The 22309-nt window shown below is 44.1% G+C and carries 24 protein-coding genes, 1 tRNA gene, 1 rRNA gene and 1 riboswitch; of the genes, 19 read left to right on the top strand and 7 right to left on the bottom strand.

Features of this window, described 5'->3' with window-relative positions; genetic code table 11:
- Positions 1-134: 134 nt before the first annotated feature.
- The 6 genes from rrf (at position 135) to tsaD (ending at position 3120) form a co-directional block, all read left to right on the top strand.
- Positions 135-250, top strand: a 5S ribosomal RNA gene (gene rrf, locus DP120_RS08790).
- A 13-nt stretch (positions 251-263) separates the two neighbouring features.
- A tRNA-Asp gene (locus tag DP120_RS08795) sits at positions 264-336 on the top strand.
- A 175-nt stretch (positions 337-511) separates the two neighbouring features.
- On the top strand, positions 512-964 hold the full coding sequence (gene tsaE, locus DP120_RS08800; RefSeq protein ID WP_112223301.1) for a tRNA (adenosine(37)-N6)-threonylcarbamoyltransferase complex ATPase subunit type 1 TsaE: 453 nt from the start codon (positions 512-514) through the stop codon (positions 962-964).
- Positions 961-1656, top strand: a complete 696-nt coding sequence (tsaB, locus tag DP120_RS08805) for a tRNA (adenosine(37)-N6)-threonylcarbamoyltransferase complex dimerization subunit type 1 TsaB (protein WP_112223302.1) — start codon at positions 961-963, stop codon at positions 1654-1656. The genes tsaE and tsaB overlap by 4 nt, the downstream gene beginning before the upstream one ends.
- Positions 1653-2108, top strand: coding sequence for a ribosomal protein S18-alanine N-acetyltransferase (gene rimI / locus DP120_RS08810; RefSeq protein ID WP_112223303.1), 456 nt, complete (start codon positions 1653-1655; stop codon positions 2106-2108). Before tsaB ends, rimI begins: the two co-directional genes overlap by 4 nt.
- Complete coding sequence (gene tsaD / locus DP120_RS08815; protein WP_112223304.1) at positions 2101-3120, top strand: tRNA (adenosine(37)-N6)-threonylcarbamoyltransferase complex transferase subunit TsaD; 1020 nt, start codon at positions 2101-2103, stop codon at positions 3118-3120. Before rimI ends, tsaD begins: the two co-directional genes overlap by 8 nt.
- 426 nt (positions 3121-3546) lie before the next feature.
- Here tsaD and DP120_RS08820 read toward each other — a convergent pair whose 3' ends face one another.
- Complete coding sequence (locus DP120_RS08820) at positions 3547-5490, bottom strand: ABC-F family ATP-binding cassette domain-containing protein (RefSeq protein ID WP_112223305.1); 1944 nt, start codon at positions 5488-5490, stop codon at positions 3547-3549.
- A 129-nt stretch (positions 5491-5619) separates the two neighbouring features.
- Here DP120_RS08820 and DP120_RS08825 point away from each other — a divergent pair, with 129 nt between their 5' ends.
- The 3 genes from DP120_RS08825 (at position 5620) to tatC (ending at position 7321) form a co-directional block, all read left to right on the top strand.
- Positions 5620-6255, top strand: a complete 636-nt coding sequence (locus DP120_RS08825; RefSeq protein ID WP_112223306.1) for a redox-sensing transcriptional repressor Rex — start codon at positions 5620-5622, stop codon at positions 6253-6255.
- A gap of 91 nt (positions 6256-6346) precedes the next feature.
- Positions 6347-6541, top strand: coding sequence for a twin-arginine translocase TatA/TatE family subunit (locus tag DP120_RS08830; protein WP_112223307.1), 195 nt, complete (start codon positions 6347-6349; stop codon positions 6539-6541).
- Positions 6542-6553: 12 nt separating this feature from the next.
- Positions 6554-7321, top strand: a complete 768-nt coding sequence (gene tatC / locus DP120_RS08835; RefSeq protein WP_112223308.1) for a twin-arginine translocase subunit TatC — start codon at positions 6554-6556, stop codon at positions 7319-7321.
- Between the two features lie 82 nt (positions 7322-7403).
- Here tatC and DP120_RS08840 read toward each other — a convergent pair whose 3' ends face one another.
- Positions 7404-8222, bottom strand: a complete 819-nt coding sequence (locus tag DP120_RS08840) for a CPBP family intramembrane glutamic endopeptidase (RefSeq protein ID WP_112223309.1) — start codon at positions 8220-8222, stop codon at positions 7404-7406.
- A gap of 384 nt (positions 8223-8606) precedes the next feature.
- Between DP120_RS08840 and groES the strand changes: the two genes are divergently transcribed.
- From groES to DP120_RS08860, 4 genes are all read left to right on the top strand, one after another.
- Positions 8607-8891, top strand: a complete 285-nt coding sequence (groES, locus tag DP120_RS08845; RefSeq protein WP_112223310.1) for a co-chaperone GroES — start codon at positions 8607-8609, stop codon at positions 8889-8891.
- Positions 8892-9055: 164 nt separating this feature from the next.
- Positions 9056-10684: a chaperonin GroEL gene (gene groL / locus DP120_RS08850; protein ID WP_112223311.1), complete on the top strand. Its 1629-nt coding sequence runs from the start codon at positions 9056-9058 to the stop codon at positions 10682-10684.
- Between the two features lie 175 nt (positions 10685-10859).
- Positions 10860-10987: riboswitch (SAM riboswitch) on the top strand.
- A gap of 193 nt (positions 10988-11180) precedes the next feature.
- Positions 11181-12008 (top strand): MetQ/NlpA family ABC transporter substrate-binding protein, encoded by an 828-nt coding sequence (locus tag DP120_RS08855; RefSeq protein ID WP_112223312.1) that lies wholly within the window; start codon positions 11181-11183, stop codon positions 12006-12008.
- A gap of 45 nt (positions 12009-12053) precedes the next feature.
- Positions 12054-13223 (top strand): acyl-CoA dehydrogenase family protein, encoded by a 1170-nt coding sequence (locus DP120_RS08860; RefSeq protein WP_112223687.1) that lies wholly within the window; start codon positions 12054-12056, stop codon positions 13221-13223.
- Positions 13224-13345: 122 nt separating this feature from the next.
- Here DP120_RS08860 and DP120_RS08865 read toward each other — a convergent pair whose 3' ends face one another.
- Entirely contained in the window at positions 13346-14110 is a 765-nt protein-coding gene (locus DP120_RS08865) for an SDR family NAD(P)-dependent oxidoreductase (RefSeq protein ID WP_112223313.1), read from the bottom strand.
- Between the two features lie 292 nt (positions 14111-14402).
- Between DP120_RS08865 and DP120_RS08870 the strand changes: the two genes are divergently transcribed.
- Complete coding sequence (locus tag DP120_RS08870) at positions 14403-15248, top strand: DegV family protein (RefSeq protein WP_112223314.1); 846 nt, start codon at positions 14403-14405, stop codon at positions 15246-15248.
- Between the two features lie 258 nt (positions 15249-15506).
- Positions 15507-16484: a tRNA dihydrouridine synthase gene (locus DP120_RS08875; protein WP_112223315.1), complete on the top strand. Its 978-nt coding sequence runs from the start codon at positions 15507-15509 to the stop codon at positions 16482-16484.
- A gap of 51 nt (positions 16485-16535) precedes the next feature.
- Here the strand turns inward: DP120_RS08875 and DP120_RS08880 are convergent, their stop codons facing one another.
- Positions 16536-16748 (bottom strand): hypothetical protein, encoded by a 213-nt coding sequence (locus DP120_RS08880; RefSeq protein WP_112223316.1) that lies wholly within the window; start codon positions 16746-16748, stop codon positions 16536-16538.
- Positions 16749-16836: 88 nt separating this feature from the next.
- Positions 16837-17070, bottom strand: a complete 234-nt coding sequence (locus tag DP120_RS08885) for a hypothetical protein (protein WP_112223317.1) — start codon at positions 17068-17070, stop codon at positions 16837-16839.
- A gap of 254 nt (positions 17071-17324) precedes the next feature.
- Here DP120_RS08885 and DP120_RS08890 point away from each other — a divergent pair, with 254 nt between their 5' ends.
- The 4 genes from DP120_RS08890 (at position 17325) to DP120_RS08905 (ending at position 20435) form a co-directional block, all read left to right on the top strand.
- Entirely contained in the window at positions 17325-17540 is a 216-nt protein-coding gene (locus tag DP120_RS08890) for a hypothetical protein (RefSeq protein ID WP_112223318.1), read from the top strand.
- 230 nt (positions 17541-17770) lie between these two features.
- Positions 17771-18778 carry an ATP-binding cassette domain-containing protein gene (locus tag DP120_RS08895; RefSeq protein WP_420812432.1) on the top strand — a complete coding sequence of 336 codons (1008 nt, stop codon included), beginning with the start codon at positions 17771-17773 and terminating at the stop codon, positions 18776-18778.
- A complete protein-coding gene (locus tag DP120_RS08900; RefSeq protein ID WP_112223320.1) occupies positions 18775-19617 on the top strand; it encodes an ABC transporter permease in 843 nt (280 codons plus the stop codon). Before DP120_RS08895 ends, DP120_RS08900 begins: the two co-directional genes overlap by 4 nt.
- A gap of 110 nt (positions 19618-19727) precedes the next feature.
- On the top strand, positions 19728-20435 hold the full coding sequence (locus tag DP120_RS08905; protein ID WP_112223321.1) for a class I SAM-dependent methyltransferase: 708 nt from the start codon (positions 19728-19730) through the stop codon (positions 20433-20435).
- A 98-nt stretch (positions 20436-20533) separates the two neighbouring features.
- On the opposite strand, the gene DP120_RS08910 is transcribed toward DP120_RS08905, so the two are convergent.
- Together DP120_RS08910 and cudC are read right to left on the bottom strand one after the other, a co-directional pair.
- Positions 20534-21433 carry a glycine betaine ABC transporter substrate-binding protein gene (locus DP120_RS08910; protein ID WP_112223688.1) on the bottom strand — a complete coding sequence of 300 codons (900 nt, stop codon included), beginning with the start codon at positions 21431-21433 and terminating at the stop codon, positions 20534-20536.
- Between the two features lie 196 nt (positions 21434-21629).
- On the bottom strand, positions 21630-22181 hold the full coding sequence (gene cudC / locus DP120_RS08915) for a choline uptake/conversion transcriptional regulator CudC (RefSeq protein ID WP_112223322.1): 552 nt from the start codon (positions 22179-22181) through the stop codon (positions 21630-21632).
- Between the last annotated feature and the right edge of the window lie 128 nt (positions 22182-22309).

Genomic DNA, 22309 nt, shown 5'->3' on the forward strand with positions numbered 1-22309 from the left:
AGCGTGGCGACACGTGCAGCTGACGAATACTAATCGATCGAGGACTTAACCAATTACTTTCATGATTCGCTTTGCATTCAACCGTTTCAATGTCCGTTGTATCCAGTTTTGAGGGCGCAAGCACTCAAATACAGTCCAGTGACGATGGCAAAGAGGCCACACCCGTTCCCATCCCGAACACGGCAGTTAAGCTCTTTTGCGCCGATGGTAGTTGGGGGTCTCCCCCTGTGAGAGTAGGACGTCGCTGGTCTGATTTTTTTTATGGTCCCGTGGTGTAGCGGTTAACATGCCTGCCTGTCACGCAGGAGATCGCCGGTTCGATCCCGGTCGGGACCGTCTTATGATAAACACAGCCAAGCCGCTGTGTTTATTTTTTTTGTCCAAAAGCAACAAGTTTTAACGGATGTTAAGATACAGAACTTCCGAACAACTGAGTGAGACGGGTAATATATTTTGATTTACAAGCATTTCTTCGCTAAACTATGTTAAGACTCAATAGAGGTGACAAAGAATGACTTATACTATAGAAGTAAATTCTCCGGAAGAAACGGAAGCGTTTGCTGCAAAGCTGGCGGGTTTATTGAAGGCCGGTGATTTGCTGACGCTGGAAGGTGGCCTAGGAGCCGGGAAAACAACGTTTACTAAAGGCTTGGCGAAAGGCCTCGGGATTAAACGGATGGTCAACAGCCCGACGTTTACGATTTTGAAACAGTATTCCGGGAACCTGGATCTCAATCATTTTGATGTCTACAGACTTGAAAACAGTGATGAAGATATCGGTTTTGATGAGTTATTTGCCAGTGAGGCAGTTTCCGTTGTCGAGTGGGCGCAATTTATAGAAGATTATTTGCCCGATGAACGATTGGAAATTACCATAGACCGTCTATCAGAAGAAAGCCGTGCAATTCAGCTGCATCCGATTGGACAGCGTTTTGAAACTCTTTGCAAGGAGATTATGCCATGATTTACCTAGGAATCGACACATCGAATTCGCCATTAGCTATTGCATTGGCAAAAGACGATACCATTCTAATAGAAGAAACATCAAATCTTAAAATAAACCATTCCTTGACTGCCATGCCTGCTGTAGAGGACCTAATGGCAAAAGCCAAGGTGAATCCATCGGAATTGACTCATATTGCTGTTGCTGAAGGTCCTGGATCTTATACTGGCGTGCGTATCGGTCTTACGATTGCCAAAACATTGGCGTGGTCGTTAAAAATACCCTTGCATATGGTGTCGAGCCTAAAAGTATTGGCAGCAAATGGCCAATTTTTTGACGGAATTATATGCCCGTTAATGGATGCAAGAAGAGGCACTGCCTTTATGGGTGCTTACGCCGGCGAAAGCCTGGAGTCGGTAATTCCTGATCAGCACAGTGATGTAAGGGAATTTCTTCTGCAATTGAAAGAAACAGGGCGTCCGGTTTTATTTGTGGGGATGGATATTGAAATCCATAAGGAAACAATCCGTGAGGCCCTTGGAGACCAGGCTGTTTTTGCAGCACCACAGAACCGCTTGCCACGGGCTTCGAATTTGATCATGCTGGCGAAACAATCCACCGAGCAGAATGTGCATCATGCGGTGCCTGAATATCGCCGGATTACAGAAGCCGAAGCGAATTATCTCAAGGCACAAGGCGGCGGAGAATCATGAATGACGAAGTGACCTTCCGCAAAATGACAGTCGACGATGTGGATGCTGTATTTGAGATTGAGCATTCATCCTTTTCTTTACCATGGACAAAAGAAGCCTTCCATTATGAAATGATGGAAAACAGGCATGCTTATTATGTTTTGGCTGAAACATCGGATGGAATCGTCGGTTTTTGCGGCTTATGGATTGTCATGGATGAATGCCATGTGACCAATATCGCCATACGGCCGGAACAGCGCGGCAAAAAATTGGGTGAGAAACTCATGATTGCTGCAATGGAGACGGCAAAGGAAAATGGGGCAAAGGCGATGACTCTTGAAGCCAGAGTGAGCAATACTATTGCAAGAAACCTTTACGAAAAACTTGGATTTAAAAATGGAGGCATCCGGAAAAGCTATTACTCAGATAATTTTGAGGATGCCATAGTGATGTGGGTGAATTTTGATGAATGAAGACATCTATGTATTGGGAATAGAGACAAGTTGTGATGAAACCGCGGCGTCTGTAGTAAAAAACGGTACGGAAATCATCTCTAACGTTGTCGCTTCACAAATTGAAAGCCATAAGCGCTTTGGTGGAGTTGTACCGGAAATCGCTTCAAGACATCATGTCGAACAGATTACATTGGTGATTGAAGAAGCACTGCAGCAGGCAGAAATGACTCCAACTGGGTTGAGTGCAGTGGCTGTAACCGAAGGGCCAGGATTAGTCGGTGCTTTATTGATTGGCGTAAATGCAGCGAAAGCTTTTGCGTTTGCCCATCAATTGCCGATTATCGGAGTGCATCATATAGCAGGCCATATCTATGCCAACCGGCTTGCGCAGGAAATGGAGTTTCCTTTACTTGCTCTAGTGATTTCGGGTGGACATACAGAACTGGTATATATGAAGGAACATGGCCATTTTGAAGTCATTGGGGAAACCCGTGACGATGCAGCAGGGGAAGCGTATGACAAAGTAGCGCGTACGTTGAACCTTCCGTATCCAGGAGGCCCTCATATTGACCGTCTGGCACATGAAAGCACAAACCCGGTCGATTTTCCGCGTGTTTGGTTGGAAGAAGGCTCTTATGACTTCAGTTTCAGCGGCTTGAAATCATCGGTATTGAATTATATGCACAATGCGGCGCAGCGCGGGGAACAGGTGAAACCTGAAGATGTTGCTGCCGGATTCCAGAACAGCGTAGTTGAAGTGGTTACTGCCAAAACCCTGAAGGCAGCTGATCAATACAAGGTACGGCAAGTGATTGCAGCAGGAGGGGTGGCAGCCAATAAAGGCTTGCGTGCTTCTCTTGAAAAAGAGTTTACAGAGAAAGGCATTCCTTTCTTTATTCCGCCGTTGCGTTTATGCACCGACAATGCAGCGATGATTGCGGCCGCAGGGACAGTGATGTTTGAAAAAGGCATCCGCGGAAATATGGCCATGAACGGCCGTCCAGGAATGGAAATGGCTTCATGGATTTAAATTGTTAATAAATAAATACTAAAAAGCTCTTTATCCACAATTCAGATAAAGAGCTTTTTCTTTTTGTGCATAAGTAAGCTGGAAATCGGAAATTTAATGAAAAAATGCGAAAATTCCATGGACTTATCCACTTTTTATAAACAAACCACTTAAATTCTGTCAATAGAGAACATTTGTACTTATGCACAATTTGTTAGTAAGCTGTTTGTAAGTCGAGAATAACTTGGTGATTTCCTATATCTTGTGTACCATATAGCAGGATACTATGTGGGTAACTTTTTTATTGATTGTGGATAATGTGCATAACACTGTTGATAGTTGATGCACAAGGAGAAGCGATGTGCACAACTTTGTGGAAATAAATATTTTACAAAAGGGTATTGACCAAGATATGGACAAAGAAAAACCGCATACAAAAGTATACGGTCAATTTGCTAATTGTTCAAGTTTTTCCTGCAATTCAAGCCATAACGCCATTGTTTCTTCGTGTTGCCCTTTCAGTTCTTCCAACTGCTGCTGCAGAGGAAGCAGGCGTTCATGATCCTGGAAAATTTCAGGGTCGGTGAATTGCTCTTCTGTTTCGGCAATCTGTAAATCCAGTTTTTCCATATCCTGCTCAACTTCTTCAAGCTGGCGCGTCAATTGGCGTTCCAGTTTTTTTGCTTCCTTATCGATTTGTGAAGTAGAGGCGGCAGTTTCCGGTTTATTGATGACAGAAGGATTTTCAGCTTCTTCCAATGCTTTCAATTCTTCTGTTTCCAGCTTCTTCTCTACATAATAATCGTAATCGCCAAGGTACTCGGTCGTACCTTCCTTCATCAACTCGACCACTTTTGTGGAAATGCGATTCATGAAATAACGGTCGTGGGATACGAAAAGGATGGTGCCGGGATAGTCGAGCAACGCGTTTTCAAGGACTTCCTTGCTGTCGAGGTCCAAGTGGTTGGTCGGTTCATCGAGCAATAAAACATTCGCTTTTTGCATCATCAGTTTCGCGAGTGCCACCCGTGCTTTTTCGCCGCCAGAAAGAGATGAAACGGGTTTTAATACGTCGTCGCCTGAGAACAGGAAACGGCCGAGAATGCCCCGAATATCTTTTTCGTTGACCATCGGATAATCGTCCCATAGTTCGTTTAATACGAGTTTATTACCTTTCAGGTTTGCCTGTTCCTGGTCGTAATAGCCGAATTGGATGCCGGTGCCGTAATGGATGTCGCCATTAAGCGGCGGAATTTCCTTAATGATTGTTTTCAGTAACGTCGATTTGCCGACACCATTCGGTCCGACAAGAGCGAGGCTTTCCTGGCGGTACAGCTTTACATTGATGTTTTCGGAGACCGGTTTTCCGCTGTATCCGATTTTTAAATCACGGACATTGAGCACATCATTGCCACTTTGTTTGGCGATAGTGAAGCCGAAACGAGCTGATTTTTCATTGCCGTCGGGCGCTTCCATCCAATCAGTTTTTTCGAGCACACGGCGCCGGCTTTGAGCCATTTTAGTCGTTGACGCACGGACCAGATTGCGGGCGACATAATCTTCGAGCTTCGCTTTTTCGCTTTGCTGTTTTTCAAACTGTTTCTGGTCCAGCTCGTACTGTTTCGCTTTTTCGTCGAGATAACGGCTGTAGTTGCCGGTGAATTTCCGGACCTGGTGGCGTGACACTTCATAGACAATGTTAACAACCTGGTCCAGGAAGTAGCGGTCATGCGATACGACCAGGATGGCGCCGGGATAATTCTTCAAGTAATTCTCAAGCCAGCTCAATGTTTCGATGTCCAGGTGGTTGGTCGGTTCATCGAGAATCAATAGCTGCGGCTTGGTCAGCAGATGTTTGGCGAGCATCAGGCGGGTTTTCTGGCCGCCTGACAATGAAACCACTTTTTTGCCGTAATCATCGGAATAGAATTTCATGCCGTGCAGGATGGCGCGGGTATCAGCTTCGTACTGATAGCCGCCGGCGTCCTTAAAAGCGTGCTGAAGAGCATCGTATTCCTGCATCACTTTTTCGTTGATTTCCTGATTGTTGTAGACAGCAGGATCAGCCATCTGTTCCTCGAGCCGGCGCAATTGCTGTTCCTGTTCGCGGAAGCCACTGAAGATGGTCATCATTTCGTCCCAGATTGTCATGTCGGATTCAAGCTTGGACTGTTGCTCGAGATAGCCGACAGTCAAATCTTTTGGCATGATGATGTCGCCGCTGTCATACGATATTTCCCCGGAAATAATTTTCAGCAGCGTTGATTTTCCTGCGCCGTTCCGGCCGACTAGAGCGACCCGGTCCCGGTGCTGGACTTCTAATTTAACGCCGGAGAGGATTTCCTCCGCCCCGAACGATTTATGGATTTGGTTTACTTGCAATACGATCATTTTGGGTCACCTCTATTCTCTCTAAGTGTAGCCGATAGAAGCGGGCTTCGCAATCGGCCGGACCTTTACATATCGGGCCGCCTCATGTAAGATAAAGGCGATTTGACAAGACCCAGGAGGTAACATTGCATGTTACAGGAACCAACATCCAAAATTCCACAAGCTACTACAAAACGGCTTCCGCTTTATTATCGTTTTCTTCAGAATTTCGCCAATGCCGGTCAGAAGAGAATTTCTTCCCAGGAACTGAGCGAAGCAATGAAAATAGATTCGGCCACCATCAGAAGGGATTTTTCCCATCTAGGAGCACTTGGCAAGAAAGGTTATGGCTATGACGTTCAGGAACTGCTCGAATTCTTCCGCAAGACACTGGACCAGGACGAAGCGACGAACGTAGCGTTGATCGGCGTCGGCAGCCTTGGCAGCGCCTTTTTGAAGTATAATTTCCACCGCAACCATAATACGAAGATCATTCTTGCTTTTGATTCGAATAGTCCGCATGAAGGCGAAAAGATCAGCGGCATCGATACGTACCATCCGGATATGATTGAAGAAAAAATTAAGGAATATGGTGTTGAAGTGGTCATCTTGACTGTGCCGTCACGCTCTGCCCAGGAAGTCACAGACCGTCTGGCAGCAACGGCGATCAAAGGGATTCTGAACTTCACACCTGTCCGCATTGCGGTCCCTGAAAACATCCATGTGCAGACCATCGATTTGTCGGTAGAGCTGCAGACGCTGATTTATATGATCAAGCATACATGACTTAAAATCTTCACATTTGAAGAGTCCAAGGAAATAGCCAAAGCGGTACAGATGCTGTAAAATAAGACGCATACTACAGGAGGTGTCAATTATGCCAGGTCCACTAAGTTTGATCGTTATTGCAGTTGTAGCATTGTTGATTTTCGGGCCGAAGAAATTGCCGGAATTGGGTAAAGCGTTCGGTTCTTCACTTCGCGAATTCAAGAATGCCACTAAGGGGCTTGTTGATGATGACGACGATGACGTTTCAACAAAGAAGAAAGAAGAGCAAAAAGAACTACGATAGGATGTTAATCCGATGAATGAAAAAGATATGACATTAGTTGAACATATAGGTGAATTGAGAAAACGGCTGACGATTATAGTCGTTTTCTTTCTATTGGCCGTCATTGTCAGCTTTTTCCTCGCTCAGCCGCTGATCAACTATCTGCAGTATACAGAGGAAGCGAAAAATCTGACATTGAATGCCTTTAAGATTACAGACCCGCTGAAGATCTATATGCAAGTCATGATGATTCTTGCGCTGTTCATCACTTCACCAGTGATCATGTATCATTTCTGGGCATTCATCAGCCCCGGCCTGCATGATAAAGAACGGCGGGCGACATTGAGTTATATCCCGTTTTCACTGCTGCTTTTTGTCGGAGGGATCGCCTTTTCCTATTTGGTGCTGTTCCCTTACGTAATCGGCTTTATGCTGAATATTTCCGACAATCTCTCCATACAGGAAACAATCGGGATCAATGAATACTTCCAGTTCCTGTTCCAGATCACCTTGCCATTCGGCTTCATTTTCCAGTTGCCGGTGCTGATGCTGTTTCTGACCAGGCTCGGAATCATTACACCGATGCTGATGACGCAATACCGCAAGTACGCGTATTTTGCGCTGGTGGTTATCGCAGCTTTCATCACGCCGCCGGATATCATTTCACATCTGATTGTGACGCTGCCGTTGATTCTATTATATGAATTCAGTATTATCATCGCGAAAATCGGTTATCGTAAATTCTTGAAAGCCGAACAGCAGCAGGCAATCGAAGAACAACAAAGCCTTTCAGAGGAATAAACTCTGTGGGGTTTTTGTTTTTAATAGAGTGCATTTTTCAAACAAACCAAAAGCCCGGCTGCTAAGTGCAGCCGGGCTTTGTTTATCTGAAGAAAATTTGGGTGATGAATTGAATCTGCTCCAATTGTTCCATGCGTTCGATGAAGCGGTTGATTTTGTCCATATTCAGCTGGATGAGCATAACGTAACCGTTCAGCAGGATATGGGCGATGATTGGCGTCAGCAGGCTTTTCGTTTTCTTGTACAGGAACGCAAGAATCAGACCGGTTGTGAAATACAGCAGAAGATGAGTGAATTCCAAATGGACGGCTGCAAAAACGAGGGCGCTGACAGCTGTAGCGATCCAGAAATTTGTTGTTTGGATCATTGAACCGAAAACGACGCGGCGGAAAACGAGCTCTTCCATTACCGGTCCAAAGAGGACGACGGCGAAAATGGCAGCCGGCACGACTTCGGCGATGCTGACCAAATTGGATGTATTCTCAGAGCCCGGGTCGATGCCCATGGCAAGTTCGATTAACGCGGCCAGCGATTGTCCGATGAGCAGCAGCAGGAAGCCGAAGAAACCCCACAGGATTGCCCAGCCGATATTAAGTTTCTTGCCTTTCCAGATGTCGAAGAATTTCTTGTCCCGAAAAACGACGATGAGGGCGATGGCAAAACCGATGCCCATGGCAAGGAAGATCAGCCAGCCGGATGTTGCCGCCTGGGCCATGTCAGGTTCCATGCCCTGGCCGATAAAATAATCATAAGTGGAGTTGATGAACAGTACGGGAGATAATTGGATGGCGATGAAAATCAGTAACACATATAGAGAAGTCTTTTTAGTTTTCTTCCCTTTTGTTTTGGTTCCGGAATCTTTGAAGAGTTTATCTTTAAGCGAATTTTTCTCGTTGGCCATGTATACATAATTCCTTTCGTTTGCAGTCCTACTTTCTATTGTAGTGGTTAGAAAAAAATAGCGCAAAGAAATAAAGAAAAGCGCAAGCAAGATATGGGCCAAATGTAATTTGGCCCATATCTTTGCGACGAAGCTAGCGCAGCGATGCAGGAGCAGTAGGGTTTTTCACGATTTGGCGAAGCGGCGTGTTTTCAGCCGCACAGCCAAAGTGGCTTATGACCCGAAGAGCTGGGCCGCTGAAGTCTAGACAAATTTTCTTTCAAAAAGTGCATACCTTACCGCTTGCAAATATTCTTTGTTTTTATTAAACTTGGAAATGGGTTAGCACTCGAAGAGTGAGAGTGCTAATAATTGCATTTACTTATTCAGAGGAGGGTGTTTCAATTGTTAAGACCATTAGGAGACCGAGTTATCATTGAACTCATCGAAGCGGAAGAAACTACTTCAAGCGGGATTGTATTGCCGGGATCGGCTCAGGAAAAACCGCAGGAAGGCAATGTCATCGCGGTAGGAAATGGCTTGATCCGCGAAAACGGCGCACGCACGGAGCTGGATGTTAAAGAAGGCGACCGCGTAATCTTCTCAAAATATGCAGGATCTGAATTGAAATACGAAGGCAAAGAGTATTTGATCTTGCGCGAAAACGACATTTTAGCAGTAATCGGATAAAGAGAAACTTCATTCAGTGGGAGTTACTTCATCACATTGAATGTTAGTTGATCCAATCGGGTTTTTACGGTCAGTTGATCTCCCGCTTGGAAAAGTGGGAGTCTTACTGACCGTTAATACGGGATAAACGATAAAATTCAGTTTGACATAGGAGGAAGCTAAACATGGCAAAAGAGATTAAGTTCAGTGAAGATGCACGTACCCTCATGTTGCAGGGTGTAGATAAATTGGCGGACGCGGTAAAAGTTACGCTTGGGCCAAAAGGGCGCAACGTGGTGCTTGAGAAAAAATTCGGTTCACCACTTATTACAAATGACGGTGTAACGATTGCAAAAGAAATCGAACTTGAGAACGCTTTTGAAAACATGGGTGCGAAACTCGTGGCTGAAGTTGCTTCTAAAACAAATGACATCGCTGGTGACGGAACAACAACTGCGACAGTTCTTGCGCAGGCAATGATCCGTGAAGGCTTGAAAAACGTTACAGCTGGCGCGAACCCTGTGGGCATCCGCCGCGGTATCGAATTGGCAGTTGAAAAAGCGGTTGAAGGCTTGAAATCCGTTTCTCAGCAAATCGAAGGAAAAGAGTCGATTGCACAGGTTGCAGCAATTTCTTCCGGCGACGCTGAAGTGGGTAAACTGATCGCTGAAGCGATGGAGCGTGTCGGCAACGACGGCGTCATCACTTTGGAAGAATCACGCGGCTTCACTACAGAGCTTGACGTAGTGGAAGGTATGCAATTCGACCGCGGTTACCAGTCACCATACATGGTAACGGATTCAGACAAAATGGAAGCGGTCCTTGAAAACCCGTTTATCCTTGTCACTGACAAGAAAATCGGCAATATCCAGGAAATCCTTCCAGTACTTGAGCAAGTTGTTCAGCAAAGCAAGCCTTTATTGATCATCGCTGAAGATGTTGAAGGCGAAGCATTGGCTACTTTAGTGGTCAATAAATTACGCGGTACATTTAACGCGGTAGCGGTTAAAGCACCAGGATTCGGTGACCGCCGCAAAGCGATGCTTGAAGATATCGCAGCATTGACTGGCGCTGAAGTGATCACTGAAGACCTTGGACTTGAGTTGAAAACAACGAACATTGCACAGCTTGGACGCGCAGCGAAAGTTGTCGTAACAAAAGAAAACACAACAATCGTTGAGGGTAACGGAGATCCACAGAACATCGTGGCACGCGTAACTCAAATCCGCAGCCAATTGGAAGAAACAACTTCTGAGTTCGACAAAGAGAAATTGCAGGAACGCCTTGCTAAACTTTCAGGCGGCGTAGCAGTCATCAAAGTCGGAGCGGCTACAGAAACAGAATTGAAAGAACGCAAACTGCGCATTGAAGATGCGTTGAACGCAACACGCGCAGCAGTTGAAGAAGGCATCGTGGCGGGCGGCGGTACTGCATATATCAATGTTTACAACAACGTCGCGGAAATTCTTGAAACAATAGAAGGCGACGAAGCGACAGGCGTTAAAATCGTTCTTCGTGCACTTGAAGAGCCGGTTCGCCAAATCGCGACAAACGCAGGTCTTGAAGGATCGATCATCGTTCATCGCCTGAAATCCGAAGAAGTCGGCATCGGCTTTAACGCAGCGAACGGCACATGGGTTAACATGCTTGAAGAAGGCATCGTCGATCCAACTAAAGTATCCCGTTCTGCACTTCAAAACGCAGCATCCGTTGCGGCTATGTTCCTGACTACTGAAGCAGTAGTGGCGGACATTCCGGAAGAAAACAACGGCGGCGGCATGCCTGATATGGGCGGCATGGGCGGCATGATGTAAGTCATCAGCCCCTTTTAGAAGAACTCCTTCTCACTGAGTGAGAAGGAGTTCTTTTTTAGATTATAAAAATACAATATTGAATTAATTCACTAATATGTATTGTAATATAATTAACGGAATGATATTGTATTAATCATATTGAATTACTCGGCATTAGATGTCGAATATTAATTATATCTTATCTAGAGAGGTGGAGGGACTGGCCCTTTGAAGCCTCGGCAGCGGACCGAATTGGAAACCATTCCAATTCGAAACTGTGCCAAATCCAGCAAGTGCTATATTTATGCACTTGAAAGATGAGAAGAGCTGATCCAAGAGTCCCTCTTCTTATTTATGGAGAGGGCCTCTTTTTATATTTATTGGATAATCAGATAAATTCTGATTTACAAATGAACAAAAACAAGAACAAATAATAATCTTTTAAAATTCTACTATCCTTCGAATTATTTTATTTGTCCGAGATAGAGAGAATGTATAAAACAAGGAGAGATGACAGATGAAAAAGCGTTTAGTTAGCGTATTAGGAGTTTCAATTTCATTATTATTAGCGGGTTGTGGTGATGGGGATCAAGCTTCAGGAGAAGATAAGAAAGAAATAAGAGTTGGTTTCGGTGTTGGTACATACGAACAACAATTCAAAGAAGGTATCTTGCCTATCTTAGAGGAAAAAGGATACACAGTTGATACAACAACCTTTTCTCAAAATATGCAGTTAAATCCCGCTATGCAAGAGGGCTCACTTGATGCGACTATTTTTCAGAGTACAGCTTACATGGAAGGAATCAATGATGAAAGGGACATGAATATGACAGGTATTGTTTTTGTACCGAGTGCTCCTCAGGGGTTATACTCTGAACATCACGATTCACTAGATGAAGTGAAAGATGGATCGACGGTTGGGGTACCGAATGATCCGGTAAATCAGGAAAGAGCAGTGCGTATTCTTGAGGAGTTAGGTTGGGTTACTGTCTCGGATGATGCGGGTGTTACCGATTTCACCCTTGACGGTGTTGAACCAGCGGATTACGACATTGACATTAAAGTATTAGACGCTGCTCAAATTCTGGTATCACTTCAGGACATTGACTTTGGAATAGTTAATGGTAATTATATTGCAAGCGCTCCGGATAGAAAAATTACGGATGCCTTAAAGATTGAAAATACACCGGAACAGCATCGTATCATTGTAACTATTGAAGAAGAAAATGAGAGTAAAGAATGGGCGACAGATTTAAAGGAAGCATATGAGTCAGATGAATTCAGAGAATATATTGAGTCAAATGAACAATATGACGGGTTTATCATGACAGAGGCTTGGAATTAATAAATGAAACAAGTATCTGTATTAGAAGAGAAAGGTGAAGTGTACATGGATCTCACAGCAGCTAAGACTTTTGAAGAGCGTCTGCATATATTAACAAATACAGTTGCCTCATTCTCAGAAAGAGCAGCTCAAAATGATCTTGAAGGAAAGTTTCCATTCGAGAATTTCGAAGACTTGAAAAATATCAATTATCCTTCATTGACGGTCCCTGCTAAGTACGGTGGGCAGGGAATTTCATTATACGAATTAGTACGTTATCAAGAAGTTATTAGTAAGGCAGATGGGTCAACTGGTTTATCGATCGGCTGGCATATGGGAATCATTCAAGATCTGGGAGAAACGAATAGATGGAAAGAATCTGTACTCAAAAATCTATTTGATGATGTAAAAGAAAATGGGGCTTTACTCAATACCGCTGCGACCGAAAAGCAAACAGGGAGTCCGACAAGAGGCGGAAAACCTGGCACAAAGGCTAAAAAGGATGGACAGTATTGGGTTATTAATGGAAGAAAAACTTTTACTACAATGGCTCCGGTATTGGACTATTTTAACGTAACAGCTACGATTGAAGAGACAGGCGAAATTGGATTTTTTCTCATTCCAAGATCAAAAGCGGGAATAAAAATAGATGAAACTTGGGATAGTGTGGCAATGAGGGGGACCGGGAGTCATGACTTAGTATTGAATGACGTTCAGGTTGAGGAAGACTCTTTGGTCGAAATTTTTGGATCTGGACAAAAACAACCAACTGGATGGTTGCTTCATATTCCGGCATGCTACCTGGGAATTGCTCAGGCAGCGCAGGATTATGCCATCAGTTTTGCCAAAGAATACTCTCCAAATAGCATTAACGGCCCAATTATAGAATTGCCGAATGTAAAACAAAAGATAGGCCAGATTGAACTGGAATTAACAAGAGCAAGACATTTTCTGCATTCTGTAGCGAAGAAGTGGGATGAGTCAACAGAAGAGGAAAGATCAAAGATGGCCCCTGAATTGGGGGCGGTTAAGGTAGCTGTCACAAATTCAGCAGTTACTGTCGTTGATTTAGCAATGAGGGTGGTAGGTGCTCAGAGCCTTTCAGAAAAGTCTCCTTTGCAAAGATATTATCGTGATGTAAGAGCGGGTCTGCATAATCCGCCTATGGAGGATATGACTATTCCGCTGCTTGCTGATTTTGCAATTAGAAACCAGGAATTGAAAAAACTTCAATAGAAAGAAAAGAGCCGAAAAACAGTCTAGTCAATGTGCGGCATGATGTAATTCCGTTCAACCATAAAGAAAACTCCTCTCACATAGTGGGAGGAGTTTTCTTTATGGGAAGGAATAATTTAAAATCACTTAGCTGTCCGCTTCGAAACATAAGGAAAAATAGGATCCATCAATTCGAAGTCATAGCTGTCACTGTTCACTTTCCCAATAACCTTGTCGCTGTCATAAAGGTCCAGCATGAATTGGGCCATTTCTTTTGCGGTGTGATATTTTTGGACATGGTCACTGTAGCTGAAATCTTCCAGCTCACGTGCGGTTTTCACAAACTCAGTTTCTGTCATGGCCGGCGCGAGTATTTTCACTTTCATTGGTGAGTCTTGATCGCGCAGTTCCTGGGCCAGTCCTTCTGTAAATGCGCTTACATAGAACTTGGTCGCAGCATACGATACGGCATTCGGCACGATCCTGTATCCTAAGTCAGACGATACGTTGATCAATTGTGTTCCTTCTTTGCTGGAATAATTGCGTGCATAAAGTGTGGAGAGGGTTGTTAATGCTTCCACATTTACACGAAGCATCTTTTCGATTTTCTTTACCTCCTGCTCAGCGACAGGCGCGCTGTTTCCGAAGCCGGCATTATTGATCCAGGTTTCAATTTCATACTCTTTTAAGCTGTCGTACAAGTCATGAACATCTTCACTTTCAGAAAGATCTGTGGGTTTAATGACGATGTCCAAATTAGCGTTCATGTTGTGGATTTCTTTTTTTAATTCATCCAGCTGCGCTTCGCGTCTTGCAACCAGAATGAGATTTTTATTCCGTGATGCAAAAGCTAACGCAGTTTCGTAGCCAATGCCTGAGCTGGCTCCTGTAATGACCGTGTACTCCATAAGAATTCCTCCACTGAAATTTATTATGATACACAGCTATCGTACTGTTTACATTAACCAGAAAGCAAATGTTGTAAGAGGGGTCATGTGGGCGGGAATCAGCTTAGAAGTTTTAAGCTTTTTTCATCTTAATTCATTAGTTAAATGAAATATGTTCAACTTATGTCAGGCATTCTGAAATTTCCTCCTAATATGACAGCTGTCACTATCCTCCCGTTGTTGGATACTGTAAATTAGCGATAGTCGACAGATGGTTCCTGAAGGGACTCTGACTGAAAAGGAGATTTATCTAATGAAAAAAATAGCTTGGATTACGGATACAGCTGCACAGCTGGATGACGCATTCATCCAAAAACATGATGTTTATGTCCTGCCCCTCAGTGTTGTATTTTCCGATGGAACATATAGAGAATCAATAGATCTTACACAGAAAGAATTTTACGATAAATTGCGTGAAGCTAAAGCATCACCGAAAACGTCACAGCCGGCAATCGGCGAGATGCTTGCTTTGTATGAAAAATTAGAGGCAGAAGGATACGATTCGGCGATTGCGCTGCACCTGTCCAGCGGACTTTCCGGTACATTCGAAAGTGCACAATCAGCCGCGAAAATGACAGATTTCAAAGTTTATCCCGTCGATTCGAAAATCGGTTCATTCCCGATGGTCAAGATGATCGAAGCCGGAAATGAGCTTTTGGAAAACGGCAAAGAAGTTGAAGAAGTTGTTGAAGCTCTGAAAGGGATGACAGCTAAAGCCCATTTATCTTTCATTCCTTCAAGCCTGAACCAATTGCATAAAAGCGGACGTGTTTCCGGAACACAGAATTTCCTGAGTAATATACTGAATATTAAACTGGTCATTACTTTTGTGGATGGCATCACTGTCATGAAAGAAAAAGTCCGTTCCAATAAACGGGCTAAAAACAATGTGACTGAAGCGCTTCGCGCGGATATGGCTGCAGGCACAGTAACCGAAGTGGCGGCTATTCACTGCAATAACGCTGTGGACGCGGAAACATGGAAGAACGAGCTTCTCCAGGAATTTCCGGATTTAAAAGTCGAAGTTGTGCAGCTCAGTGTGTGCGTTGGCGTACATGCGGGCGAAGGAACTACTGGTTTAAGCTGGCTGGCTAAATGATTTTCAGCAAATAAAAATTCCGCGAAATTAGAGACAATCCAGTAAGCCAGATTTTCGGCTTACTGGATTGTCTTTTTAATTCTCATAAATAAGTTTTGTGCAATGGCATCCACTTTCAAACACCTCACTTTCCAGAAACGCCCGTGTCGTGTAAACTGTATAAGGTTAAGAATGAATGAGATGTAACTTATTTTAATTTTTATTGATTTCAACTATAGATTTAAAAAGAGTCAGGGACGAAAGGATTGGAATAAAATTATGAAAGAGAATTTTTGGCAGGATCTGCCGCGGCCGTTTTTTGTATTGGCACCGATGGAAGATGTGACGAATGTTGTATTCCGCCATGTAGTGGCTGAAGCGGCACGGCCGGATGTGTTTTTCACTGAGTTTACGAATACGGAAAGCTATTGCCATCCTGAAGGGATCTTCAGCGTGCGCGGCCGGTTGACGTTTACGGAAGATGAGCAGCCGATGGTAGCCCATATCTGGGGCAATAAACCCGAGCATTTCCGTGAAATGAGCATCGGCATGGCAAAACAGGGCTTCAAAGGTGTCGACATCAATATGGGCTGCCCTGTGCCGAACGTTGCCGCAAAAGGAAAAGGCAGTGGCTTGATCAATTACCCGGATAACGCAGCCGAGATTATCCAGGCAGCGAAAGCTGGCGGATTGCCGGTCAGCGTCAAGACGCGTCTGGGTTATACCAGCGTGGACGAGTGGAGAGGCTGGCTGACGCATGTGCTGGAACAGGATATCGCCAATTTGTCGATCCACCTGCGTACGAAAAAAGAGATGAGCGCTGTGCCTGCGCATTGGGAATTGATTCCGGAAATCAAGCAATTGCGCGATGAAATTGCGCCGGATACTTTGCTGACGATCAATGGCGATATCCCGGATTATAAAACGGGTATGGAGCTTGCTGAGAAGTACGGCATTGACGGCGTTATGATCGGACGCGGAATTTTCCACAATCCGTTCGCTTTTGAAAAAGAACCGAGAGAGCACAGCAGCGAAGAGTTGTTTGATCTGCTGCGCCTGCATTTGGATCTTCATGATAAATATTCTACGGATATCGAGCCGATTGCATTCAAACCGCTGCGCCGCTTCTTTAAGATTTATGTTAAAGGGGTCCGCGGCGTCGGTGAATTGCGGAACGAATTGATGTACACAGAAACGACGGATGAAGTACGTGAACTGCTCAATAATTTTGAAGCAATGTCGAAAGTGAAAAGTTAAGTAAAAAATAGCGCATTCTCTGGAAGTCAGAGAGTGCGCTATTTTAATGAATTAAATTCGGCCGATCAGATTTTCAATCAATGTTTCATTGAGTATATTTTTTTCGTTCGGCAATGGTAAAGCTCTTTTGCCGGTCTGTACTTCTTCAACAAATATAATTTCCCGGCGTACAGTATTTGAAAAGCAAATCATGTATTTCTTATCATTATAGTCAATAACACTGAAACGGGTTCGATCTGTAAGAAACCAATTTGGAGATATCACTTGATGGCCGCCTTTACTGATGGATTTTTAAAACATTATGCCATGTTATGGGAATTAAGTAAATATAAAAACCCCTAAAAAACGGGAGCTATATCACTTTGCTGTTATTCAGGTGAAAGTCTATGACACCAGCCGCTTCTTCGACTGTTTTGTAGCAAACAACTGTCGAAGTTTCTAGGAAAGTCAATTCCAGGATTGTCGTATTGGGAATGCAGCGGACAATGATTAAATCCTTAGTTTCCGATGTAAATGTTTGTGTGATGCGGACATTATTATATTGGGAAATCGTGCTCAGCAAATCGCTTATGTGGTTTATTTTCAATAGGATTCTCCTCCCTGAAATGGAAAGTGACTAAAAAAAGTCTATAGAATCCAAGGTTATTTAAATGCCTATGGAACAACAGTATCACTATGGCGATGCAATGAACAGCGTGATACTCTTCGGTTTTTTATTTGCTGAAAACGGGAGCACAAGCATATATGGCAGGTCCGTGCTATAATGAGTGACTTAGGAATACCGCAATGAGTGGATGCCTGGAAGTTGAACTTACCAATAAATTATAGAGGTGTAATAGAATGAACAAAAGATGGACGATCGATAAAATAAGAGAGTTTACTGAGAAAAATTCAACCAGCACATTGCTGTCGAAGGAATACCACGGATTTTCGCAAAAGCTGCTGTTCAAGTGTGAATGCGGCAATAATTTCGAAAAGACTTTTACGAAGTTCAACAAGAACAACCAACGCAAATGTGACGTGTGCCAGCCGCCGAAAGAACCGCGCGGCGCCTAATATATATAGAAGAAACGCTGATTTCTGTAAAAGGAAATCGGCATTTTTTTATTTAAAGGAAGTTAAAAAGATTGAATAATTAGATAATAATCATTTACATTAGAGGCGAGTGGATGTAGAATGAAATGAGAACAAATGTTCTTTGAAATATACATATAAAACAAGGCGATAGAATATAGTATTTGCATATCTCTAATTCAACGGACTGTGCCTGAGTTTCACAGGAAAGGGTGAGCAGAGTGGTAAATGCAAGTTATCAAGCGGACGCAACTGACTGGGCAATCGAAGCGAAAGGCCTTGTGAAGATTTTTGGGAAACACCGGGCAGTGGATGGAGTGGACCTGACTGTAAGAAAAGGCACGGTATATGGATTTTTAGGACCGAATGGGGCCGGGAAAACGACTACAATCCGAGTGCTGGCGACTCTCCTGAAGCCGGACGGTGGATCGGCAGAAATCTTCGGCCACGATTTAAGTAAAGAAGGAGACGAAATCCGGAGCCGAATCAGTTTGACTGGGCAGTACGCCTCTATCGATGAAGATTTAACGGGAATGGAAAACCTTGTGATGATGGGCAGGCTGATGGGGTATGGACGTGCTGCTGCCAAAGTACGGGCAGCAGAATTATTGAAAGCTTTCGGACTGCAGGATGCGGCGAAACGGCAAGTGAAGAATTATTCCGGCGGTATGCGGCGGCGCATTGACATTGCGGCGAGCATTGTCGTAACCCCGGAACTCTTGTTTTTGGATGAACCGACGGCTGGGCTGGACCCAAGGAGCCGAAACCAGGTATGGGATATTATCCGTGCACTCGTCGGCAGTGGCACAACGGTTCTGCTGACTACGCAGTATCTGGAAGAGGCAGACCAGCTGGCAGATCGTATTGCAGTCATCAATCAAGGCAAAATTATCGCAGAAGGCACAAGCAGTGAATTAAAGGCGTCGGTCGGCACAGGCACTTTGAGCCTTCAGCTGGTAAAAGCTGAAGAACGATCACGGGCAGCAGAGATTCTTGAGGACAAATTATCTGTGGCAGTCCATCTAATGCCGGATTCCACATCGCTGACGGCTCAGATCAACGATTCATTTCTAGTCGCGGAAGCATTAAGTGAGTTGGCAAAAAACCAAATCGCCGTAAGTGATTTTTCATTTGGACGGCCAAGCCTTGATGAAGTATTCCTGACATTGACCGGGCATGCAGCCTCACAAGAACCACAACCCGAGGAGGGTGGATCATGACAGGCTATATTGAGCAAAGAGAAAAAGAGGCAACTGAACTGCGGCTTAACGAATCGATCGCTTCAAGCGAACGGCCAAAACCGCCAAGTGCTGTTGCTTCCACTTTAACTTTCGCGACAAGGGCTTTATTGCGCATTAAACATGTCCCTGAGCAGATGTTTGACGTTACAGTTTTCCCGGTAATCTTTTTACTGATGTTCACTTATTTATTTGGCGGTGCCATTGCAGGCTCGACGGAAGAATACCTCCAATTTCTGCTGCCTGGGATTTTGGTGATGACGGTTGCTCAAATTACAATGTATACGGGGATTGATTTGAACAACGATATCCGCAAAGGGATATTTGACCGCTTCCGCACATTGCCGATCTGGCTGCCTTCTGCCTTGATCGGCTCACTGCTGGTCGACGTCGTCCGTTACTCGATGGCTTCTGTGATTATGATCACTCTGGGATTTGCGCTCGGTTTTCGACCGGAAGGCGGGTTGATGGGAGTACTGGGAGCGATTGTTTTGATTTTGGTGTTCTCTTTCAGCCTGTCGTGGATCTGGACGGTTTGCGGTTTGATTGTGCGCTCGGAAAAAGCATTGATGATGATCAGCTTTATGGTGCTGTTCCCGCTGACATTCGTCAGCAACGTATTCGTCGATCCGCGGACTTTGCCGTCATGGCTGGAAAGTTTTGTCGACGTCAATCCGATTTCAATTCTGGCAACGGCTGTACGGGGAGCTATGCATGGTACCTTAACTGCACAGCAAGTGATATGGGTGCTTATTGTCTCGGTCATCATGACAGCGATATTTGCGCCGATCACCGTCTATTTATACCGCAACAAGAAGTGAGTTGAAGGAACGCTGATTTCCTGACAGGGAAATTGGCGTTCTGTATTTGCTAGAAGAGAACTTTATTCCGTTATAATGGGAGAAAGTTCAACAATAACAGGAGGCGTACAATGAAAGAAAAAGTGCGGGATACATTCGATCAGATGGCGAATGCCTATGAACATTCGGTGGACAGCGATAATCTATATAATGCAGAATACGAGCGGCCAGCGATGATGGAGCGGGTGCCGGAAAATTTATCCGGCAAAAAAGTTCTGGACGCCGGATGCGCGGCTGGCTGGTACACTCTTCAATTGGTGAAACGTGGAGCGGAGGTCGTGGCTATTGATATGAGCCCGGAAATGGCCGAAGCTGCAAAGAGGCGAGTGGAAGACCATGCGCAGGTGCTTTGTCTGGATTTGGAGGAGGCGTTGCCTTTTGAAGATGAGTCGTTCGACTTCATCCTGAGTTCGCTTACTTTGCATTACTTGAAGGATTGGGAAGGGACCTTCACGGAATTCCACCGTGTCCTGAAGCCAGGCGGCCGATTTCTGTTTTCCGTCCACCATCCGTTAACCGACATACGATTGCTGGATAACCCTGAATATTTTTCGACTGAACTAATCATTGATGAGTGGAAAAAGGACGGCAAGATGTTTAGAGTTCCGTTTTACAGGAGGCCGTTGAACGACATATTGAACAGAACGCTGGCGCATTTCGAGCTTGTTCAAGTGGTTGAACCCCTGCCAACAGAAGCTTTCAGGGAGCGCGACCCGGAACGGTTTGAACGCTTGATGAAAGAGCCCAATTTCCTCATAATCGATTCAAAGAAAAAATGAACGGCATGTGATATCCCTGAAGCCATAAATTTATATCATAGAAAAAAGCTCCGAATGCGTCCAGTCTATAACTGGCCATCATTCGGAGCTTTGCTATTTTATTTTACCCATTCGCCAATCAGGTCTTCGTTCTCGCTGACCCACTTCTCAGCACCTGTGTAAGGATCTTCGGCACTTTCGACATAGTCGATAAGCTCGCCGATTTGTTTATCGTCCATTTTCCAGTTTTTCAGCCATTCACTGACTTCCGGATTGTCATCTTCGAATCCTTGGCGTGTAGCATGGTGGATTTTTTCTACACCACCGAATGTGTTTTGCGGATCTTCGAGGAACTTCAAGTCAAACTGGGAAAATACCCAATGCGGACTCCAAAGTGGTGCAACAATTGGTTCATTGTCTTTGACAGCTTCCTGGATTTCAGCCAGCATGGCAGCTTCGGAACTTTGCTGCAATTCGAACTCAAGGCCATAATCCTCGATCAATTGTTCGGTAACTTCCATTGTCCCTGCGCCTGGATCAAAACCTACAATTTTGCCATCGAACAATTCTTTATGTTCATTTAAATCTTCTACACTATTAACTTCTTCCACGTAAGTTGGTACAACCAGCCCTACTTTTGCATTATCGAACCATGTAGCTTCCGAGAAATTGACAGTGTCCTGATATTTCTCCAAGTAGTTAGCATCCTGTACCGGCAGCCATATTTCCAGGCTGGCATCGATGTCGCCAGTCTCCAAAGCCTTCATGGTTGTCCCCATGTTCAAAATGTTTAGTTTTACATCAAAACCTTTATCTTCAAGGATTACTTTCCACATATTTGTTACGGCAATATTTTCAGCCCAGTTGATTTGTCCGAAGACTAATTCGTTGTCATTTTTCTCTGCTGCTGACTCTTCTTTTTCGCTGTCAGAGGCACCATCCGTGCTTCCGCAGGCTGCAAGCATAGCAATGATAAGAATCATTGCAATAAAACCAATTCCGTTTTTCTTTTTGTTCATCATGTAAAACTCCCCTTTATAAGTGTGTATATTTATTAAAATACATTTCAATATTAAATATATTAAAAGTATTAAAATTTAATTTAACAAATACTCCGAGCAAAACCTCCTCTTTCCAATAAAAGAGTCGGTTGTTTCGATTCAGACAGGCAGTCTGCACCATTTTACTTCCGACTACCTGATTATGCTCACAGATTTATTTGGCTTGTTCTTTCGGTAAAAACTCGAATATCCTGCCGTTTCGAATGCTCTCGACCAAGTCATTTAACCAGAGGTAATATGCTTTGGATTCTTCCAGTTGATCATAGAATTGCTTGGCTTCCGCCACAACGTCTGGGGTGCTGGCAGAGTCTTTGATGATTTCAATAAAATCGTCCTGTGACTCCTCGATTGCTTCCATGTTCATTTTTACTTCCCGTTCCCACATCAGACAATAAAATTCCATAAAAGAACGGAAGAAATTTTTCTCGGCTACATAGGTATGTTTTCTGGATCCCCGGGTAAATGTTTTTTTCACCATTTTAATGTCCTGCAATTTGCGCACGCTCGTACTCATGCTGGGTTTACTCATTTCAAGTTCCGTGCGCATTTCATCAAGAGTCATTTGATCTTTAAAATACATGGTGGCATATAAATTTGCTGCAGCAGGCGTTACTCCATACAGATCCATCGTTTCTGCAATTGCGCCAATCACTTTGTCTTTGGCTTCTTCTATTTTGGATCTTGATCGTTCGCTGGATTCACTCATAATCTTGCTCCTTTATAAATAAAGTAAACCTTGTTAAAGATTCATTAAATATTCTTAACAAACTTTATGTTAACGCGTACAGATTAAATGTCAAATGCCAAATCTATGTTTTAGCAGCTGTTTAGGTC

Origin of the sequence: Planococcus halotolerans (assembly GCF_003289955.1) — a bacterium.
GTDB classification, from domain to species: Bacteria; Bacillota; Bacilli; order Bacillales_A; family Planococcaceae; genus Planococcus; species Planococcus halotolerans.

Excerpts from the sequence above, each read along its gene's own strand:
- DP120_RS08860 (WP_112223687.1), top strand. The coding sequence starts at position 12,054 with ATGGATCTCACAGCAGCTAAGACTTTTGAAGAGCGTCTGCATATATTA.
- DP120_RS08825 (WP_112223306.1), top strand. The coding sequence starts at position 5,620 with ATGTTACAGGAACCAACATCCAAAATTCCACAAGCTACTACAAAACGG.
- DP120_RS08865 (WP_112223313.1), bottom strand. The coding sequence starts at position 14,110 with ATGGAGTACACGGTCATTACAGGAGCCAGCTCAGGCATTGGCTACGAA.
- DP120_RS08910 (WP_112223688.1), bottom strand. The coding sequence starts at position 21,433 with ATGAACAAAAAGAAAAACGGAATTGGTTTTATTGCAATGATTCTTATC.
- tsaB (WP_112223302.1), top strand. The coding sequence starts at position 961 with ATGATTTACCTAGGAATCGACACATCGAATTCGCCATTAGCTATTGCA.
- groL (WP_112223311.1), top strand. The coding sequence starts at position 9,056 with ATGGCAAAAGAGATTAAGTTCAGTGAAGATGCACGTACCCTCATGTTG.
- tsaD (WP_112223304.1), top strand. The coding sequence starts at position 2,101 with ATGAATGAAGACATCTATGTATTGGGAATAGAGACAAGTTGTGATGAA.
- tsaE (WP_112223301.1), top strand. The coding sequence starts at position 512 with ATGACTTATACTATAGAAGTAAATTCTCCGGAAGAAACGGAAGCGTTT.
- DP120_RS08875 (WP_112223315.1), top strand. The coding sequence starts at position 15,507 with ATGAAAGAGAATTTTTGGCAGGATCTGCCGCGGCCGTTTTTTGTATTG.
- DP120_RS08830 (WP_112223307.1), top strand. The coding sequence starts at position 6,347 with ATGCCAGGTCCACTAAGTTTGATCGTTATTGCAGTTGTAGCATTGTTG.
- DP120_RS08855 (WP_112223312.1), top strand. The coding sequence starts at position 11,181 with ATGAAAAAGCGTTTAGTTAGCGTATTAGGAGTTTCAATTTCATTATTA.
- cudC (WP_112223322.1), bottom strand. The coding sequence starts at position 22,181 with ATGAGTGAATCCAGCGAACGATCAAGATCCAAAATAGAAGAAGCCAAA.
- DP120_RS08870 (WP_112223314.1), top strand. The coding sequence starts at position 14,403 with ATGAAAAAAATAGCTTGGATTACGGATACAGCTGCACAGCTGGATGAC.
- tatC (WP_112223308.1), top strand. The coding sequence starts at position 6,554 with ATGAATGAAAAAGATATGACATTAGTTGAACATATAGGTGAATTGAGA.
- rimI (WP_112223303.1), top strand. The coding sequence starts at position 1,653 with ATGAATGACGAAGTGACCTTCCGCAAAATGACAGTCGACGATGTGGAT.
- DP120_RS08820 (WP_112223305.1), bottom strand. The coding sequence starts at position 5,490 with ATGATCGTATTGCAAGTAAACCAAATCCATAAATCGTTCGGGGCGGAG.
- DP120_RS08890 (WP_112223318.1), top strand. The coding sequence starts at position 17,325 with ATGAACAAAAGATGGACGATCGATAAAATAAGAGAGTTTACTGAGAAA.
- DP120_RS08840 (WP_112223309.1), bottom strand. The coding sequence starts at position 8,222 with ATGGCCAACGAGAAAAATTCGCTTAAAGATAAACTCTTCAAAGATTCC.
- DP120_RS08900 (WP_112223320.1), top strand. The coding sequence starts at position 18,775 with ATGACAGGCTATATTGAGCAAAGAGAAAAAGAGGCAACTGAACTGCGG.
- DP120_RS08905 (WP_112223321.1), top strand. The coding sequence starts at position 19,728 with ATGAAAGAAAAAGTGCGGGATACATTCGATCAGATGGCGAATGCCTAT.